The organism is Pseudomonas sp. OST1909 (genome assembly GCF_015277575.1).
GTDB classification, from domain to species: Bacteria; Pseudomonadota; Gammaproteobacteria; order Pseudomonadales; family Pseudomonadaceae; genus Aquipseudomonas; species Aquipseudomonas synxantha_A.
Genome location: NZ_CP063780.1, coordinates 2,277,559 through 2,294,342, shown reverse-complemented (window position 1 = coordinate 2,294,342; position 16,784 = coordinate 2,277,559). Strand labels below are relative to the sequence as shown.

The 16,784-nt window shown below is 58.0% G+C and carries 12 protein-coding genes and 1 pseudogene; 9 read left to right on the top strand and 4 right to left on the bottom strand.

Going from position 1 to position 16,784, the window contains the following annotated elements; all coding sequences use genetic code 11:
* Positions 1–15: 15 nt before the first annotated feature.
* From gcl to IH404_RS10105, 3 genes are all read left to right on the top strand, one after another.
* On the top strand, positions 16–1,791 hold the full coding sequence (gene gcl / locus IH404_RS10115) for a glyoxylate carboligase (RefSeq protein WP_032877099.1): 1,776 nt from the start codon (positions 16–18) through the stop codon (positions 1,789–1,791).
* A gap of 10 nt (positions 1,792–1,801) precedes the next feature.
* Positions 1,802–2,584 carry a hydroxypyruvate isomerase gene (hyi, locus tag IH404_RS10110; protein WP_122733745.1) on the top strand — a complete coding sequence of 261 codons (783 nt, stop codon included), beginning with the start codon at positions 1,802–1,804 and terminating at the stop codon, positions 2,582–2,584.
* Between the two features lie 128 nt (positions 2,585–2,712).
* The gene (locus tag IH404_RS10105; protein WP_122733744.1) at positions 2,713–3,603 is read left to right on the top strand and encodes a 2-hydroxy-3-oxopropionate reductase; all 891 of its coding nucleotides are present in this window, start codon (positions 2,713–2,715) and stop codon (positions 3,601–3,603) included.
* A gap of 3 nt (positions 3,604–3,606) precedes the next feature.
* Here IH404_RS10105 and IH404_RS27825 read toward each other — a convergent pair.
* Positions 3,607–3,711: pseudogene (locus IH404_RS27825) on the bottom strand (outer membrane lipoprotein carrier protein LolA); the annotation flags it as partial.
* A gap of 42 nt (positions 3,712–3,753) precedes the next feature.
* On the opposite strand from IH404_RS27825, the gene IH404_RS10100 reads away from it, so the two are divergent.
* The 6 genes from IH404_RS10100 to IH404_RS10075 all read left to right on the top strand — a co-directional run bounded on the left by IH404_RS10100 (position 3,754) and on the right by IH404_RS10075 (position 10,810).
* Complete coding sequence (locus IH404_RS10100; RefSeq protein ID WP_194440361.1) at positions 3,754–5,034, top strand: glycerate kinase; 1,281 nt, start codon at positions 3,754–3,756, stop codon at positions 5,032–5,034.
* The gene (gene pyk / locus IH404_RS10095; protein WP_032877103.1) at positions 5,024–6,439 is read left to right on the top strand and encodes a pyruvate kinase; all 1,416 of its coding nucleotides are present in this window, start codon (positions 5,024–5,026) and stop codon (positions 6,437–6,439) included. The genes IH404_RS10100 and pyk overlap by 11 nt, the downstream gene beginning before the upstream one ends.
* 105 nt (positions 6,440–6,544) lie before the next feature.
* Complete coding sequence (locus IH404_RS10090) at positions 6,545–7,420, top strand: urea transporter (RefSeq protein ID WP_194440360.1); 876 nt, start codon at positions 6,545–6,547, stop codon at positions 7,418–7,420.
* Positions 7,421–7,451: 31 nt separating this feature from the next.
* Positions 7,452–8,276, top strand: a complete 825-nt coding sequence (locus tag IH404_RS10085) for an ion transporter (protein ID WP_005786531.1) — start codon at positions 7,452–7,454, stop codon at positions 8,274–8,276.
* A gap of 94 nt (positions 8,277–8,370) precedes the next feature.
* Positions 8,371–9,372: a sulfate ABC transporter substrate-binding protein gene (locus IH404_RS10080; protein WP_005786529.1), complete on the top strand. Its 1,002-nt coding sequence runs from the start codon at positions 8,371–8,373 to the stop codon at positions 9,370–9,372.
* Between the two features lie 241 nt (positions 9,373–9,613).
* The gene (locus IH404_RS10075) at positions 9,614–10,810 is read left to right on the top strand and encodes an MFS transporter (protein ID WP_194440359.1); all 1,197 of its coding nucleotides are present in this window, start codon (positions 9,614–9,616) and stop codon (positions 10,808–10,810) included.
* 117 nt (positions 10,811–10,927) lie between these two features.
* Here IH404_RS10075 and IH404_RS10070 read toward each other — a convergent pair whose 3' ends face one another.
* The 3 genes from IH404_RS10070 to IH404_RS10060 all read right to left on the bottom strand — a co-directional run bounded on the left by IH404_RS10070 (position 10,928) and on the right by IH404_RS10060 (position 16,706).
* Positions 10,928–12,874, bottom strand: a complete 1,947-nt coding sequence (locus tag IH404_RS10070; protein ID WP_242462653.1) for a M10 family metallopeptidase C-terminal domain-containing protein — start codon at positions 12,872–12,874, stop codon at positions 10,928–10,930.
* Positions 12,875–13,019: 145 nt separating this feature from the next.
* Entirely contained in the window at positions 13,020–14,699 is a 1,680-nt protein-coding gene (locus IH404_RS10065) for a M10 family metallopeptidase C-terminal domain-containing protein (protein ID WP_194440358.1), read from the bottom strand.
* Positions 14,700–15,581: 882 nt separating this feature from the next.
* Positions 15,582–16,706, bottom strand: a complete 1,125-nt coding sequence (locus IH404_RS10060) for a M10 family metallopeptidase C-terminal domain-containing protein (protein ID WP_194440357.1) — start codon at positions 16,704–16,706, stop codon at positions 15,582–15,584.
* Positions 16,707–16,784 lie beyond the last annotated feature (78 nt).

Here is a 16,784-nt window from a genome sequence, read left to right as displayed (position 1 = left end):
AGAGGCACCAAAACCATGAGCAAAATGAGAGCAATCGAAGCCGCTGTCCTGGTGATGCGCCGTGAAGGTGTGGATACCGCCTTCGGTATCCCGGGCGCCGCGATCAACCCGCTGTATTCAGCCTTGCAGAAGGTGGGTGGCATCGATCACGTCCTTGCTCGCCACGTTGAAGGCGCCTCGCACATGGCCGAGGGCTATACCCGCACCAAGGCCGGCAATATCGGCGTGTGCATCGGCACTTCGGGCCCGGCAGGCACCGACATGGTCACCGGCCTGTACAGCGCCTCGGCCGACTCGATTCCGATCCTGTGCATCACCGGGCAAGCGCCGCGTGCACGGATGCACAAGGAAGACTTCCAGGCCGTCGATATCACCAGCATCGTCAAGCCCGTGACCAAGTGGGCCACCACCGTGCTCGAACCCGGCCAAGTGCCCTACGCGTTCCAGAAGGCTTTCTATGAAATGCGTTCCGGGCGCCCAGGCCCGGTACTGATCGACTTGCCGTTCGACGTACAAATGGCCGAGATCGAATTCGATATCGACGCCTACCAGCCACTGCCCCTGGCCAAGCCGTTGGCCACCCGCATCCAGGTAGAGAAAGCCTTGGCGATGCTGGACCAGGCTGAACGCCCATTGCTGGTGAGCGGTGGTGGCGTGATCAACGCCGACGCCAGCGAGCTGCTGGTGGAGTTCGCTGAGTTAACCGGCATCCCGGTAATCCCAACCCTGATGGGCTGGGGCACCATTCCCGATGACCACCCGCTGATGGTCGGCATGGTCGGCCTGCAGACCTCCCACCGTTATGGCAACGCGACGATGCTCAAGTCGGACGTGGTGCTGGGTATCGGCAACCGCTGGGCCAACCGTCACACCGGCTCGGTGGAGGTGTACACCGAAGGGCGCAGATTCATTCACGTTGACATCGAGCCGACGCAGATTGGCCGCGTGTTCACCCCGGACCTGGGTATCGTCTCCGACGCCGGTTCCGCGCTGACGATGTTCATTGAAGTGGCCCGCGAATGGAAAGCCGCCGGCAAGCTCAAGGACCGCAGTGCCTGGTTGCATGACTGCCAACAACGCAAGGCCACCCTGCACCGCAAGACTCACTTCGACAACGTGCCGGTCAAGCCGCAGCGCGTGTACGAAGAGATGAACCAGGTGTTCGGCAAAGACACCTGCTACGTCAGCACCATCGGCCTGTCGCAGATTGCCGGCGCGCAATTTTTGCATGTGTACAAGCCACGCCACTGGATCAACTGCGGCCAGGCGGGCCCGCTGGGCTGGACCATTCCGGCGGCACTCGGCGTGGTCAAGGCCGACCCGAGCCGCAAGGTGGTGGCGCTGTCAGGCGACTACGACTTCCAGTTCATGATCGAAGAACTGGCGGTGGGCGCGCAGTTCAAGCTGCCGTACATCCACGTGGTGGTGAACAACTCTTACCTGGGGCTGATCCGCCAGGCCCAACGCGGCTTTGAAATGGACTACTGCGTGCAGCTGTCTTTCGACAACCTCAACGCGCCGGAACTCAACGGTTATGGCGTCGACCATGTGGCCGTCGCCGAGGGCCTGGGCTGCAAGGCGCTGCGTGTGTTCGAGCCGGGCCAGATCCAACCGGCCCTGCGCAAGGCTCAGGAAATGATCGAAGAATTCAAAGTGCCGGTGATCGTTGAGATTATTCTGGAGCGAGTGACCAATATTTCCATGGGCACCGAGATCAACGCCGTCAACGAATTCGAAGACCTGGCCCTGGTCGGCAACGATGCGCCGACTGCCATTTCCCTGCTCGATTAAGGAGAACCCTATGCCGCGCTTTGCCGCCAACCTGTCCATGCTGTTTACCGAACAGGACTTCCTTGCTCGCTTCAAGGCAGCCGCCGATGCCGGCTTCGAGGGTGTGGAATACCTGTTCCCGTATGAATTCAGCTCTGCCGATATCAAGGCGCAACTCGATGCCAACGGCCTGACCCAGGTGCTGTTCAACCTGCCGGCCGGTGATTGGGCCAAGGGCGAGCGCGGCCTGGCCTGCCACCCGGACCGGGTCGAGGAGTTTCGCGCCGGGGTCAAGCTGGCCATCGCCTACGCCCAGGTGTTGGGCAATACCCAGATCAACTGCCTGGCGGGCATTCGGCCACAGGGCGTTGATGACGAGACCGTGGAAAAGACCTTTGTCGCCAACCTCAAGTACGCCGCCGACAAGCTGCAGGCGGCGGGCATCAAACTGGTGATGGAGATGATCAACACTCGTGACATTCCAGGCTTCTACCTCAATAACACGGCACAGGCCCTGTCGATTCGCGACCAGGTAGGCAGTGACAACCTGTTCCTGCAATACGACATCTATCACATGCAAATCATGGAAGGCGACCTGGCGCGGACCATGCAAACGCACCTGGGCGAGATCAACCATATCCAGCTGGCAGACAACCCGGGGCGCAACGAGCCAGGTACCGGTGAGATCAACTACCGCTTCCTGTTCGAGCATCTGGACCGCATTGGTTACGCAGGTTGGGTCGGCTGTGAGTACAAGCCGTTGACCACGACCGAGGCGGGTTTGGGTTGGCTCAAGACCCATAACGCCATCTGACAACTGACACAACATAAAACAATGTGGGAGCTGGCTTGCCTGCGATGCAAACACCTCGGTGTATCAGTCAGGTCCGGTTGATGCCATCGCAGGCAAGCCAGCTCCCACATTAAAAGAGGATTTTGATCATGGCAAAAATCGGATTTATCGGCACCGGCATCATGGGCCAACCCATGGCCGCGAACCTGCAGAAAGCCGGTCACCAACTGTTTCTCTCCGAGCACCACGGCAAAGCGCCCGCCGAGCTGCTTGCTGCGGGCGCCATCGCCTTGGCCAACCCGCAACAGGTCGCCCAGGAAGCGGAATTCATCATCGTCATGGTGCCCGACACCCCACAGGTCGAAGACGTGCTGTTGCGCGCCGATGGCGTGGCCGCCGGACTGTCACCCAATAAAGTAGTGATCGACATGAGCTCGATCTCCCCCACCGCCACCAAGGCGTTCGCGGCGAAGATCAACGAAACCGGCGCGCAGTACCTGGATGCACCGGTGTCTGGCGGTGAAGTCGGCGCCAGGGCCGGTACCTTGAGCATCATGGTCGGTGGCGAACCGCAGACGTTCGAACGCGCATTGCCGTTGTTCCAGGCCATGGGCAAGAACATCACCCTGGTGGGCGGTAACGGCGATGGCCAGACCGCCAAGGTGGCCAACCAGATCATCGTCGCGCTGAACATCCAGGCGGTCGCCGAAGCCTTGTTGTTTGCCTCGAAAAACGGCGCCGACCCGGCCAAGGTGCGCGAAGCGCTGATGGGTGGCTTTGCATCGTCGAAGATTCTGGAAGTACATGGCGAACGCATGATCAAGGGCACCTTCGATCCGGGCTTTCGCATCAACCTGCACCAGAAAGACCTGAACCTGGCATTGGCCGGCGCCAAGGAACTGGGGATCAACCTGCCGAACACCGCCGGCACCCAGCAAGTGTTCAGCACCTGCACGGCGATTGGCGGCGGTAACTGGGACCACTCGGCACTGATCAAGGGCCTGGAGCATATGGCCAATTTCTCGATTCGCGACAAGTAACGAAATTACGCAATACCCCCCGGTAGGAGCGAGCTTGCTCGCGAAAAACCTGAGAGCACCGCTGGCTGCCTGGTCACCCGCGTTATCGTTGACGATTTTCGCGAGCAAGCTCGCTCCTACAAATAACAAAAATCCCCCGGGAGCCCGCTTATGTCGGTCGATCCGCAACACCTGCTTCGCGAGCTGTTTGCCGCAGCCATCGACGCCGCCCACCCCCGGCAAGTCCTTGAACCCTACCTGCCTGCTGACCGCAGTGGCCGAGTGATCGTGATCGGCGCCGGCAAGGCCGCGGCCGCCATGGCGCTGGTCGTCGAAGACTGCTGGCAGGGCGATGTTTCTGGCCTGGTAGTCACCCGCTACGGGCACGGTGCGCCGTGCAAAAAAATCGAGGTGGTCGAGGCGGCCCACCCGGTGCCGGATGCTGCCGGCCTGGCCGTGGCCCAACGCGTACTGGCACTGATCAGCAACCTGGGCGAAGAAGACCGTGTGATTTTCCTGCTCTCCGGCGGCGGTTCCGCGCTGCTGGCCTTGCCCGCCGAAGGCATCAGCCTGGCCGACAAGCAAAGCATCAATAAAGCCCTGCTCAAATCCGGTGCCACCATTGGCGAGATGAATTGCGTGCGCAAGCACCTCTCGGCGATCAAGGGTGGGCGATTGGCCAAGGCCGCATGGCCGGCTACCGTGTACACCTACGCAATTTCCGATGTGCCGGGCGACCAGGCCACGGTGATCGCCTCGGGCCCAACCGTCGGTGACCCGAGCACTTCGCAACAAGCCCTGGCAATCCTCAAGCGCTATGGCATCGACGCTCCCGCCTCGGTGCGCAGTTGGTTGCAAAACCCCGCCTCGGAAACGGTCAAGCCTGGCGACCCGATACTTGCCCGCAGCCACTTCCAATTGATCGCCCGTCCCCAGCAATCCCTGGAAGCCGTGGCCGTGAAGGTTCGCCGGGCAGGGTTCAGTCCACTGATCCTCGGTGACCTGGAAGGTGAAGCGCGGGAGGTGGCCAAGGTGCATGCCGGCATCGCCCGGCAGATTGTGCAGCACGGCCAGCCCCTGGCAGCGCCGTGCGTGATCATCTCGGGCGGCGAAACTACCGTCACCGTGCGCGGCAATGGCCGTGGCGGGCGCAATGCTGAATTCCTGCTCAGCCTCACCGATAGCCTCAAGGGCATGCCCGGCGTTTACGCCCTGGCCGGCGACACCGACGGTATCGACGGCTCGGAAGACAATGCCGGCGCGATCATGACCCCCTGCAGCTACCGCCGTGCCGAAGCCCTCGGCCTGAGCGCCAGTGACGAGTTGGATAACAATAATGGCTACGGCTATTTCGCTGCCCTGGGCGACTTGATCGTCACCGAGCCGACCCGCACCAACGTCAACGATTTCCGCGCTATCCTGATCCTTGAGAATGCCAACCATGACGCCTGACAAGAAGGTCAAAATCCTCGCCACCCTGGGCCCGGCCACCGACGGTATCGATGACATTCGCGAGCTGGTGCAGGCCGGGGTGAATATCTTCCGCCTCAACTTCAGCCACGGCGAGCACGCCGACCATGCGCAGCGTTACCAGTGGATTCGCCAAGTGGAGCGCCAGCTGAATTACCCGCTGGGCATCCTCATGGACCTGCAAGGGCCGAAACTGCGGGTCGGACGTTTTGCCGAAGGCAAGGTACAGTTGATTCGCGGCCAGGCTCTGCGCCTGGACCTCGACCCGACACCCGGCGACCAACGTCGCATCAACCTGCCCCACCCGGAGATCATTGCGGCCCTTGAACCGGGCATGGACCTGCTGCTCGACGACGGCAAGCTGCGCCTGCGGGTGATCACCAAACACGCCGATGCCATCGACACCACCGTGCTCAACGGCGGCGAGCTGTCCGACCGTAAAGGCGTAAACGTCCCACAAGCGCTATTGGAACTCAGCCCGCTCACCGCCAAGGACCGCCGCGACCTGAGCTTTGGCCTGGAACTGGGCGTGGACTGGGTGGCGCTGTCCTTTGTGCAGCGCCCGGAAGACATCCGCGAAGCCCGCGAGCTGATTGGCGACAAGGCCTTCCTGATGGCCAAGATCGAGAAGCCCTCAGCCGTGCAGCGCCTGCAGGAAATCGCCGAGTTGAGCGATGCGATCATGGTGGCCAGAGGCGACCTGGGCGTGGAAGTGCCGGCCGAAAGCGTGCCGCAGATCCAGAAAGACATCATCAGCACCTGCCGCCAACTGGGCAAGCCGGTGGTGGTCGCCACGCAGATGCTTGAATCCATGCGCTTCTCGCCGGCGCCGACGCGTGCCGAAGTCACCGATGTCGCCAACGCGGTGGCTGAAGGCGCGGACGCGGTGATGCTGTCGGCCGAAACCGCGTCGGGCGAGTACCCGCTGGAAGCGGTGCAGATGATGAGCAAGATCATCCGTCAGGTGGAAAATGGCCCGGATTACCAGGCGCAACTGGACGTCAGCCGGCCCAAGGCGGATGCCACGGTGTCGGACGCCATCAGCTGCGCAATCCGCCGCATCAGCAGCATCCTGCCGGTGGCGGTGCTGGTGAACTACAGCGAGTCGGGCAGTTCCAGCTTGCGCGCCGCACGGGAGCGCCCGGTGGCGCCGATCCTCAACCTCACGCCGAACCTGTCCACGGCGCGACGCTTGAGCGTGGCGTGGGGCGTGCATTCGGTGGTCAATGATCGTTTGCGCCAGGTCGACGAGGTGTGTTCCACCGCGCTGGAAATTGCCCAGGCTCAGGGTATGGCGCAGCGTGGGGATACCTTGGTGATTACCGCAGGGGTGCCATTCGGGCAGCCGGGGTCGACCAACTCGCTGCGTATCGAAACCCTACTGTAGGAGCGAGCTTGCTCGCGAAGAACGTCAACGATGACGCGGGTATCCTGAATGCACGCGGCGCCCTTGGGTTTTTCGCGAGCAAGCTCGCTCCTACAGGGAGCTGCCATGCACAACCAGACCTGCCCCGACTGGGCCGAAGCCCTGCTCAACGGCTGCAGCCAGATTTTCCTGCAGCGCCACCCGCTGTGCGGCCTGCTGTGCCTGCTGGCGATCCTGATCGGCGCCCCGGCCTTGCTGGGCGGTGCGTTGCTGGGCGGTGTCGCGGGGTTGCTCACCGCCCAGCGCCGCGGGTATCCCAAAGCTGAGCGTCAGGCCGGGCTGTATAGCTACAACGGCGTACTGCTGGGCTTGTTGGTCAGCCAGCACTTTGCCTGGTCGGCGCTGGTGCCGCTGTTGATCCTGGCGGGCGGCGGCTTGAGTGCGATCCTCACCCGGCAATGGTTGAAACACGCCAGCCGGCCTCACGATTTGCCCGCCTACACCGCGCCCTTTGTTGGCCTCGGCTGGCTGCTGCTCGGCCATGTACCTCAAACTACGCTTGCGCCGGTCCAGACCGACATGTTCGCGGTACTCACGGCGCCCTTTACCGGCCTTGGGCAAATCATGCTGCTGGAGCAACCCCTGGCGGGCCTTCTGATCGCCCTGGGCTTGCTGCTGGCTGACCGCCGCGCGGCCGCCTGGGCTTTGTGCGGCGCCAGCCTCGGTGTGCTGGCCGGTCTGTGGTTGAACGAGCCTTCCGGTGCCCTGCTCGGTCTGCACAGCTATAACCCGGCATTGGCGGCCCTGGCCCTGAGCCCGTTACGTCGCCAACCCTGGTTGCCGCTGCTGGGCATCGGCCTGGCCATCCTGCTCACGCCGGGCTTTGCCGCCCTGCACCTGCCCGCACTGACCGCACCGTTTATCCTCGCCTGCTGGCTGGTGCGCGCCGGCCACCGGTTGCTTCACAAACCCCGCATGGACAGCCCGTTCGAATCCCCCTAGGCTTGCTCGATATTCGCTTCAGGCAGGATTTATGGACAGCAACAACGACTGGCGCCAGCGGCTCTACATCATGGTGTTTCAAAGCGATACCGTCGCCGGGCGGCGCTTTGACGGCATCCTGCTGCTGATCATCCTCGCCAGCCTGGTGATCGTGATGCTCGACAGCATCGACCAGATCCACCAGAACTACGCGGACGTGCTGGCCTATATCGAGTGGGGCTTCACGCTGATCTTCGCCATCGAGTACGGCCTGCGCCTGTATTGTTCGCCCAAGCCGCTGCGCTATGCCTTCAGCTTTTATGGCCTGGTGGACCTGCTGGCCATCGTCCCCGGCATCCTCGCCCTGTACTACAGCGATGCGCAGTACCTGCTGATCATCCGCATCATCCGGATGCTGCGAATCTTCCGCGTGCTCAAGCTCAGCCCCTACCTCAAGCAAGCCAATTATTTGATGGCGGCGCTGCGCGGCAGCAAGCAGAAGATCGTGGTGTTCCTGGTCAGCGTGTGCACGCTGGTGACGGTGTTCGGTACCTTGATGTACGTGATCGAGGGCCCGGAACATGGGTTCACCAGCATTCCCAAGGGCATCTACTGGGCCATCGTGACCCTGACCACCGTGGGCTTCGGCGATATCGTGCCCAAGACACCGCTGGGCCAGGTGATTTCATCGTTGGTCATGATCACCGGTTATTCGATCATTGCCGTACCTACAGGCATTTTTACCGCCGAGCTGGCCAGTGCCATGCGCGGTGAACAGCTGCGTACCGAGTGCCCGGCGTGCAAGAAAGACAGCCACGAACCCAACGCCGCGTTTTGCTCGCGCTGTGGCAGCAATCTTTTCCATAAACTGGAATAAGCAAAGTTCGTTTTAATCTTTAAAGGTCTATGCAGGCCCGGCTATAGTCGCTGGCAAATTGCCTCCCCTCTTCTCGAACAACAAGGAATGAGCAGTGAAAAAAATCCTCAGCGCCTCTCTTCTGGCCGCCGGCCTGGCCTTGGCGGGCTCTGCCCAGGCAGCGACCACCCTGCTCAACGTCTCCTACGACGTGATGCGCGACTTCTACAAGGACTACAACGCCGCTTTTCAGAAGCATTGGGAAGCCGAGCACCCGAACGACAAGTTGACGCTGCAGATGTCCTTCGGCGGCTCCAGCAAACAGGCGCGCTCGGTAATCGACGGCCTGCCGGCTGATGTGATCACCATGAACATGGCCACCGACATCAATGCCCTGGCCGACAATGGCAAGCTGGTGCCGGACAACTGGGTCACGCGCCTGCCGAACAACAGTGCCCCCTTTACCTCTGCGACCGTATTCATCGTGCGCAAAGGCAACCCCAAAGCCCTGAAAGATTGGCCGGACCTGCTCAAGGACGGCGTGCAAGTGATAGTGCCCAACCCGAAAACCTCGGGTAACGGCCGCTACACCTACCTGTCGGCCTGGGGTTATGTGCTCAAGAACGGCGGCGACGAAGAGAAGGCCAAGGCCTTCGTCGGCAAACTGTTCAAACAAGCGCCCGTGCTGGACACCGGTGGACGTGCCGCGACCACTACGTTCATGACCAACCAGATCGGCGACGTGCTGGTGACCTTTGAGAACGAAGCAGAAATGATCGCCCGTGAGTTTGGCCGCGATCAGTTCGAAGTGATCTATCCAAGCGTTTCCGCCGAAGCCGAGCCGCCCGTTTCGGTGGTCGACAAAGTGGTCGAAAAGAAAGGCACCCGTGCTGCCGCTGAAGACTACCTGAAGTACCTGTGGTCGCCAGAGGGTCAGGAAATTGCGGCCAACAACTACCTGCGCCCACGGGATCCTAAGGTGTTGGCCAAATACACCGACCGCTTCCCGAAGGTGGACTTCCTGTCGGTGGAGAAAACCTTTGGTGACTGGCGCACGGTGCAGAAGACCCACTTCAACGATGGTGGGGTGTTTGACCAGATCTACTCTGGCCAGTGAATGATCTTGACTGAATAGACTCGATCAAAATTGTGGGAGGGGGTTTGCTCCCGACAGCGGTGTGTCAGCCAATGCCTGTGCTGACTGACACACTGCTATCGGGAGCAAGCCCCCTCCCACATTGGGTTTTGTATTGAGTCATTATTTCGCGGCATGACAGTTATCACGCCAAGCGGCCTACTCACTGCCGGCCCTTGCCTTTACTCTCTCACCCCATCGTCCTTCGCCTTACGAGCACGCCATGAACGCTACCTCTCACGCCACAGGCACCATGACCCGGAGCATGGTCATGCTGTTCGCGTTTTGCTGCGGCGCCATCGTCGCCAACATCTACTACGCGCAGCCAATCATCGAACTGATCGCCCCGGACATCGGCCTGACACCGGCGATGGCCAGCCTGATCGTGTCGCTGACACAAATCGGTTATGCCCTGGGCCTGTTCTTCCTGGTGCCGCTGGGTGACTTGCTGGAAAACCGCAGGCTGATGATCTTCACCACCGTGGTGGCTATCGCGAGCCTGTTGGGCGCAGCGTTCACCGAACAGCCCAACCTGTTCCTGCTGGTGTCGCTGCTGATCGGCTTCAGTTCGGTATCGGTGCAGATCCTCATCCCGCTGGCCGCGCACCTGGCCCCTGCCGAATCCCGTGGCCGTGTGGTCGGTAGCATCATGGGCGGCTTGCTGCTGGGCATTCTGCTGGCGCGGCCGGTGTCCAGCGTAGTGGCCGACCACTTCGGCTGGCGTGCGATGTTTATGGCCGCCGCCGCCTTGATGGCGTTTATCAGCGGGGTGCTGATGCTGACCATTCCCAAGCGTCAACCCGATCACAGCGCCAGCTACGCGCAATTGCTGCGCTCCCTGGGCACCTTGCTGCGTAAGCAGCCGGTATTGCGCCAGCGTGCGTTTTATCAGGCGTGCATGTTTGCCACCTTCAGCCTGTTCTGGACCGCTGCTCCACTGGAGCTGGCGCGCAACCATGGCCTGAGCCAAAGTGAAATCGCGCTGTTCGCCCTGGTGGGTGCCCTGGGCGCCATCGCCGCGCCCATCGCCGGTCGCCTGGCCGATGCCGGCCACACCCACCGCGCCTCGCTGCTGGCAATGCTGTTTGGCGCGTTGAGTTTCCTTCCGGCGTTCGTGCATCCGTTGTACAGCGTGATCGGCCTGGCAGTGACCGGCGTGGTTCTGGACTTCTGCGTGCAGATGAACATGGTCCTCGGCCAGCGCGCTGTATACGCCCTCGATGCCCACAGCCGCAGCCGCCTGAACGCGCTCTACATGACCAGCATCTTCATCGGCGGTGCGTTCGGTTCGGCAATTGCCAGCAGCGTGTATGAACACGGCGGCTGGCTGAGTGTGATGCTGGTGGGCAGCGCTTTCCCACTGGTGGCGTTGCTAGGGTTCCTGGGTACTTCCCGTAAAGTCTCCGTGACTACCGCCTGACCACTCTCATCAACACTTTTTATCACGCACAAAAGGGCAGGACTGGATCAACTACTGATCAGTCCTGCCCAGCTTGACTTCATGCAATGACGATTCTAGAAAATCGCCATTAATCTATCAGAGATAACCGTCATCCTTGACGTTCAGCCCAATGACATCTTCCGGGCTGATCATTCGCGTGCTTTTAATCAGGAAGTCGGTCTTGCCATCTCCATCCAGGTCTATTGCCAGCAGATAACGGCCCGATTGCGGATTGAACTTGATAATAGTGTCACCCGCTTTACCGCTGTAGCTATCAACGAAGTTAAACGCGACCTTGCCGTCAATGGCCATTTGCGACAAATCTATCTTGTCCTGGCCCGTGTTGAAGTCCACCAGTAGATCGGCATTGGTGCGGCTCGAGTCCGTGAAGGCATTGAACTTGAACGTGTTCCAGCCACCTCCGCCGACCAGAGTATCGCTCCCGCCCCCACCAACCAACACGTTGTCCGCACTGTTGCCAATGATCCGATCATTACCGTGACCACCGATCGCATTTTCGATCACAGTTTTCTCGGTGATCCTGACGTTCTCCTTCATCCCACCTACGCTGGAGCGCGAACCACCTCGCAAGTCAATCGACTGATCCTGCTTGAAACCGGAGAAATCGAACGTATCGTTGCCTCGATCATCCCAAACGGTAAAGTCTGGTTTGTCCGAAGCGGATGTCAGGGTCATCTCTGGCTTTCCGGTGTTGGAGTTGAAGCCATAGATAGTGTCATCCGAGTTGGAGTTGCGGCTTGGCTTGGGCTCGTCATTTGGCGTTTTATCGACGCCTGGCTTGGGCTCGTCCTTTGGCGTTTTATCGGCGCCAGCCTTGGGCTCGCCCTTTGGTGTTTTATCGGCGCCAGCCTTGGGCTCGCCCTTTGGCGTTTTATCGGCGCCTGGCTTGGGCTCGTTTTTTGGCGTTTTATCGACGCCTGGCTTGGGCTCGTCCTTTGGCGTTTTATCGACGCCTGGCTTGGGCTCGTCCTTTGGCGTTTTATCGACGCCTGGCTTGGGCTCATCCTTTGGCGTTTTATCGACGCCTGGCTTGGGCTCGTCCTTTGGCGTTTTATCGACGCCTGGCTTGGGCTCGTCCTTTGGTGTTTTATCGGCGCCAGCCTTGGGCTCGTCCTTTGGCGTTTTATCGACGCCTGGCTTGGGCTCATCCTTTGGCGTTTTATCGGCGCCAGCCTTGGGCTCGTCCTTTGGTGTTTTATCGGCGCCAGCCTTGGGCTCGTCCTTTGGCGTTTTATCGGCGCCAGCCTTGGGCTCGTCCTTTGGTGTTTTATCGGCGCCAGCCTTGGGCTCGTCCTTTGGTGTTTTATCGGCGCCAGCCTTGGGCTCGTCCTTTGGTGTTTTATCGGCGCCAGCCTTGGGCTCGTCCTTTGGTGTTTTATCGGCGCCAGCCTTGGGCTCGTCCTTTGGTGTTTTATCGGCGCCAGCCTTGGGCTCGTCCTTTGGTGTTTTATCGACGCCAGCCTTGGGCTCGTCCTTTGGTGTTTTATCGACGCCAGCCTTGGGCTCGTCCTTTGGTGTTTTATCGACGCCAGCCTTGGGCTCGTCCTTTGGTGTTTTATCGACAATTGGCTTGGGGTGATCATCTCCCTCAGGCTTGGGTTCACATCTAAGTACTTCAGTGCCAAACCCGGAGATGAACGAAAAAGACAAAGTGGAAGTGGCGACTTCTCCAAGTTGCAGCAGCCTGGGGGGCACACCGATATTGACGCTCGATCCGAGCAATCGAGGCAGGAGGGTGAGTCCGCCTGTCACCTGCTCAGATAAACTCAGCAGCTGGGAGTTATTTGAGGGGTTCAGACGAGTGGTCGAGTGCTCGTGGTGATGCGCTCTACTGGCTTCATTGTTGCCAGGAAGTGCCGCAGGTGACGACGGCTGAGCGGCATGGCTAGAAACCTGGAGGCTCAAAACAGGTGCACTTATATTCAACATAATGTTACCTTCTCGATTAGTAATAGAAAAACAACAACCCAACATTTCGCAAACACTACCATTTACGAACTTTTGCAAAATCGTTTCGCCCAACGTACAAGCCCAGCAAAAATTGCACTTTTTACATACTGGAAAGTTTACGTGCAGCAGCGCTTATCAAACTGCAGGCAACATAATGCAGCCGACGCATATGCGAATTTAAAAACAACATCACGACAACTAGACTAGTTACAGTATTTTATTTGAAAACTCTTATCGCATTCGCACTCTTGAACTGTTCGACCCGCCAAGCCCGCTCTGTAAAGCCATGCTGCTCAAGGGCTGGCAGTAGTACCGATCGAAGCTCTCCATTTGGCTCGGGGCATGGCTCCGGCTTGGGATCCGGTGGCTCGGGGCATGGCTCCGGCTTGGGATCCGGTGGCTTAGGGCATGGCTCCGGCTTGGGATCCGGTGGATTAGGGCATGGCTCCGGCTTGGGATCCGTTGGCTTAGGGCGCGGCTCCGGCTTGGGATCCGTTGGCTTAGGCTGCGGCTCCGGCTTGGGATCCGTTGGCTTAGGCTGCGGCTCCGGGGTACCGCCGTGCCCCATTACGTCGCCGGCTTTAATCCGGCCAATGCTTTTTATCAGCAAATCAGCTTTACCATTTCCCGTCACGTCCAGGGCTAGGCTACCCTCGCCACTGCCCTCGTCGTACTTGAGCATGATTTGGCCTGGATGGCCGCTTAAATGATCGACAACCTTTGGCGCACTAATACCTGACGCTTTCAGGATACCTGAGAGATCAATCTTGTCTGTACCGCTCTCAAAATCCAGAATGACGTCGGGATTGTCGGGGGTTGATTCACTTGCTCGGCCATAAACAAAGGTGTCCCCTCCCCCGCCCCCGAGTAATCTGTCCGCCCCACCGCCCCCTTTGAGGCGATTAGCGACCTCATTACCTTTCAGGGTGTCGTTGCCTTTACCCCCCACTGCGTTTTCAAGTACAACGCCCTTGGCGATAGAGACATTCCCCTTCAACGCCCCAACATCTGAAAATGACTCTGCATTGAGATTGATGTTCTGGTCCTGTGAAAACCCGGAGAAATCCAATGTGTCATTTCCACCTCCATCCCAAACACAGAAGACAGGACTGTCGTTCGCTCCCTTCAGACTCAACGCTTCACGGTTGGTATTGGAGTTGAACCCATAGGTCGTATCAGTATTACGGGTTTTGGTATTGACCCCGTATAGCCTCTGTACAGCTGCAATATCATCCATCAACGGTGCAGAAGGCAGCTTTGAGTTGAAATTATGTCCGGGCTGATTTTTCTCCGAGAAATAGCTCATTACCGAGCGCGCCCTGGTATCCCCCGCGTACACCGCGTCACGCCCATAGTCCGCAAAACCATTATATGCACCAGGATGCTCTAAGCCGATGGAGTGCCCTATTTCATGAACAAGTGCTGTGCGGAAAAAACTTCCGACTTCTGGATTCTCCCCTGCGTTCGCCGTTCCAATATTTGCAAATGTTTTATACCTGTACTTGTTGGGCAAAATGGCCACACCACCCGCCGTTCCAGGCATATCATTGATATCTATATGACCGTCAGCGTTTTGTGCATTTTCAGCGAATGTCACGTTGGCGACATCCGCCCAAGACTGCATCGCTTGCCTGGCCTGCTCCGCCTGCTGCGCGGTGAACCCCTTGGAAATACGAAACGACAAATCGATTTTTTTATCGTTGTTGCGATCACTAAAACGCAAACCCTGCCGGGTGATTTGTTTCCCAGCCTGCTCCGTCGTGAATTCCCTCTTATTACTGTGCAGCGTATACCCCTCGCCAGGCCCATCAACAGGTCTATCAGGATTAACATCACGCCTGGGATCAAGTCTTTCAAAAACACCAACTTGAGCAGCTGGCGCTATTAACGAGCTCATAAGCAAAATTCCTCACGCAACCAAATTCAAAGTAGCAACCGCCAAACTCGAAAGACTAAATGCCAACACAGAAACGGTGCCAGTCATCGGCACATGGCTAAGTTCTCACATCACACTCATTCATACCACGCGCAAATTAATTCACTCCGACACACTCTAAACCCTGAACACACTTTGAGCGCACAACTGCAAAAACCTGAAACCATACAAACATATGATATCTTTTAGACTTGATCGCAACCTGCTGATCTTGTTAAAAATAAAGAACTAAAAACAAAATAAACCATGAAATATTATCAACCCATTACTCACAATTAGATAACACCACTTGCCCTCAACAACAACATCCAATCGATTACTCACACCCCCTACTACTTTGCTCACCGTATAACCAAAAAATCTCAGCACCTAACGTTAACGAAAAAACCCGCACTTCCAACCCTCGTGTATTGTGTCTGCCTGACAACCATGACTTTATACACTTCCATAACTGAACGGTCTTACGACCGAATGCTTAGTGGTTTGTAGAAGGTAAGTAAGTGAAGAAAACCCTACATATAGGGCGGCGACGCTGCTTGGAATCTGACACGCCGTGCTGTTTACCCGTAATAACGCAGATCATTTCGCAGCAACAAACATTCGTCCTCCCGCGTCAACACGTGCAGCGAGACTGTCAGTTTTTGTCCGTTGGTTTCAGCGAGTAGAGAGAAAGCATCAAGCCCTGATGGCCTGACGAGCGCATGAGCACATGCCTTGATGCTGCAATGCAAAAAAAAACAGACTTGATCGCGATGTCACCCGCGTATCAAGTCTGTAGATAAAAGTGAAAAATGATTGTTTAGCGCATAGAACAACATCAACGCGAATATTGGTTCACGTCGCTCACACCCGTGTAGGCATTTCATGCCATCCCATTACGTCTCGCGAGCCGAAAGGCCGAGTACTTTTTATCAGGAAGTCAATTTTTTGGTCACCCGACAGGTCAACCCCGAGGAAATAACGTCCGCTCTGCGGGTTGAATCTAATAACGGTTTCGCCAGGTCGACCCGTGAACCTGGGCACCAGCTTCAACTCAACGCCGGTCGTCGCAGCCAGGCCCCTTAAATCGATCTTGTCCCAACCGGCCTTGAAATCAGTCAGTAGGTCAGCCTTCGCGTAGGTAGAGTCTGACGCTGTATTATATTTGAAGATATTGCTCCCACCGCCGCCGCTTAATGTATCCGCGCCCTCACCACCGGTCAGTACATTATTAGATGCATTGCCAAGGATCCGATCATCGCCTGAACCGCCGATAGCATTTTCAATGGCCGACCCGATGCTGATGTGAACATTATTAACCAGCCCACCCAAGCTGGAATAGGCACCGGCACCCAAATTTATGACTTGATGCTGCCTGAACCCGGAGAAGTCCAATGTATCGTTACCCAGTATATCCTCAACCCTGAACCATGGCGTGTCATACGTCGAGGTGAACGACATATCGGGATTTCGGGTATTTGAATTAAAGCCATACACTGTATCCCCCGGAAAATACTGCGTAGACACTTCATTCAGCGCGGGGTTTAAATAGGCCCTTGCCTCAGGTATCGGGCGTGTCTGGACCAAGGGTCTCGAATTCGGCCGTGGCTCGAATTGCGGAATTGGGTTGCGCTCACCCCATTCGTCGCGCCCTGTGAAAACCTGCTTAAACTTTCCGTAATAATCTGTGAACTTACTCACGGTGTCCCTGAAGGCGCCGCTCATCCAGTAATAATGGGTGAGCGCCTGAGTGTGTTCGTTTCTGGAGAAAGGCGGGGTCAGCCCTCCATTGTTGCCATACGTGCGGTTAGTGCCCTCCTTGAACGCCGAAAAGCGCTCAGCAGATGATGAATAGCCGCTATATTGTACGGTGCGCTCGCTGGAGTACCTGGGCATCATCGCTTCGCCAGCAGCGCCTTGCGGCGGGAAGCTGGAGAATGCTGACGGGTTATACACCTGGGAACCCATACCGGAACCATATACATTCATAATGTCAATACTCCATCCAAATCATATATCAATTTAAATAATTACCATCTATCGCATGATTAGGAGATACGTACAAAA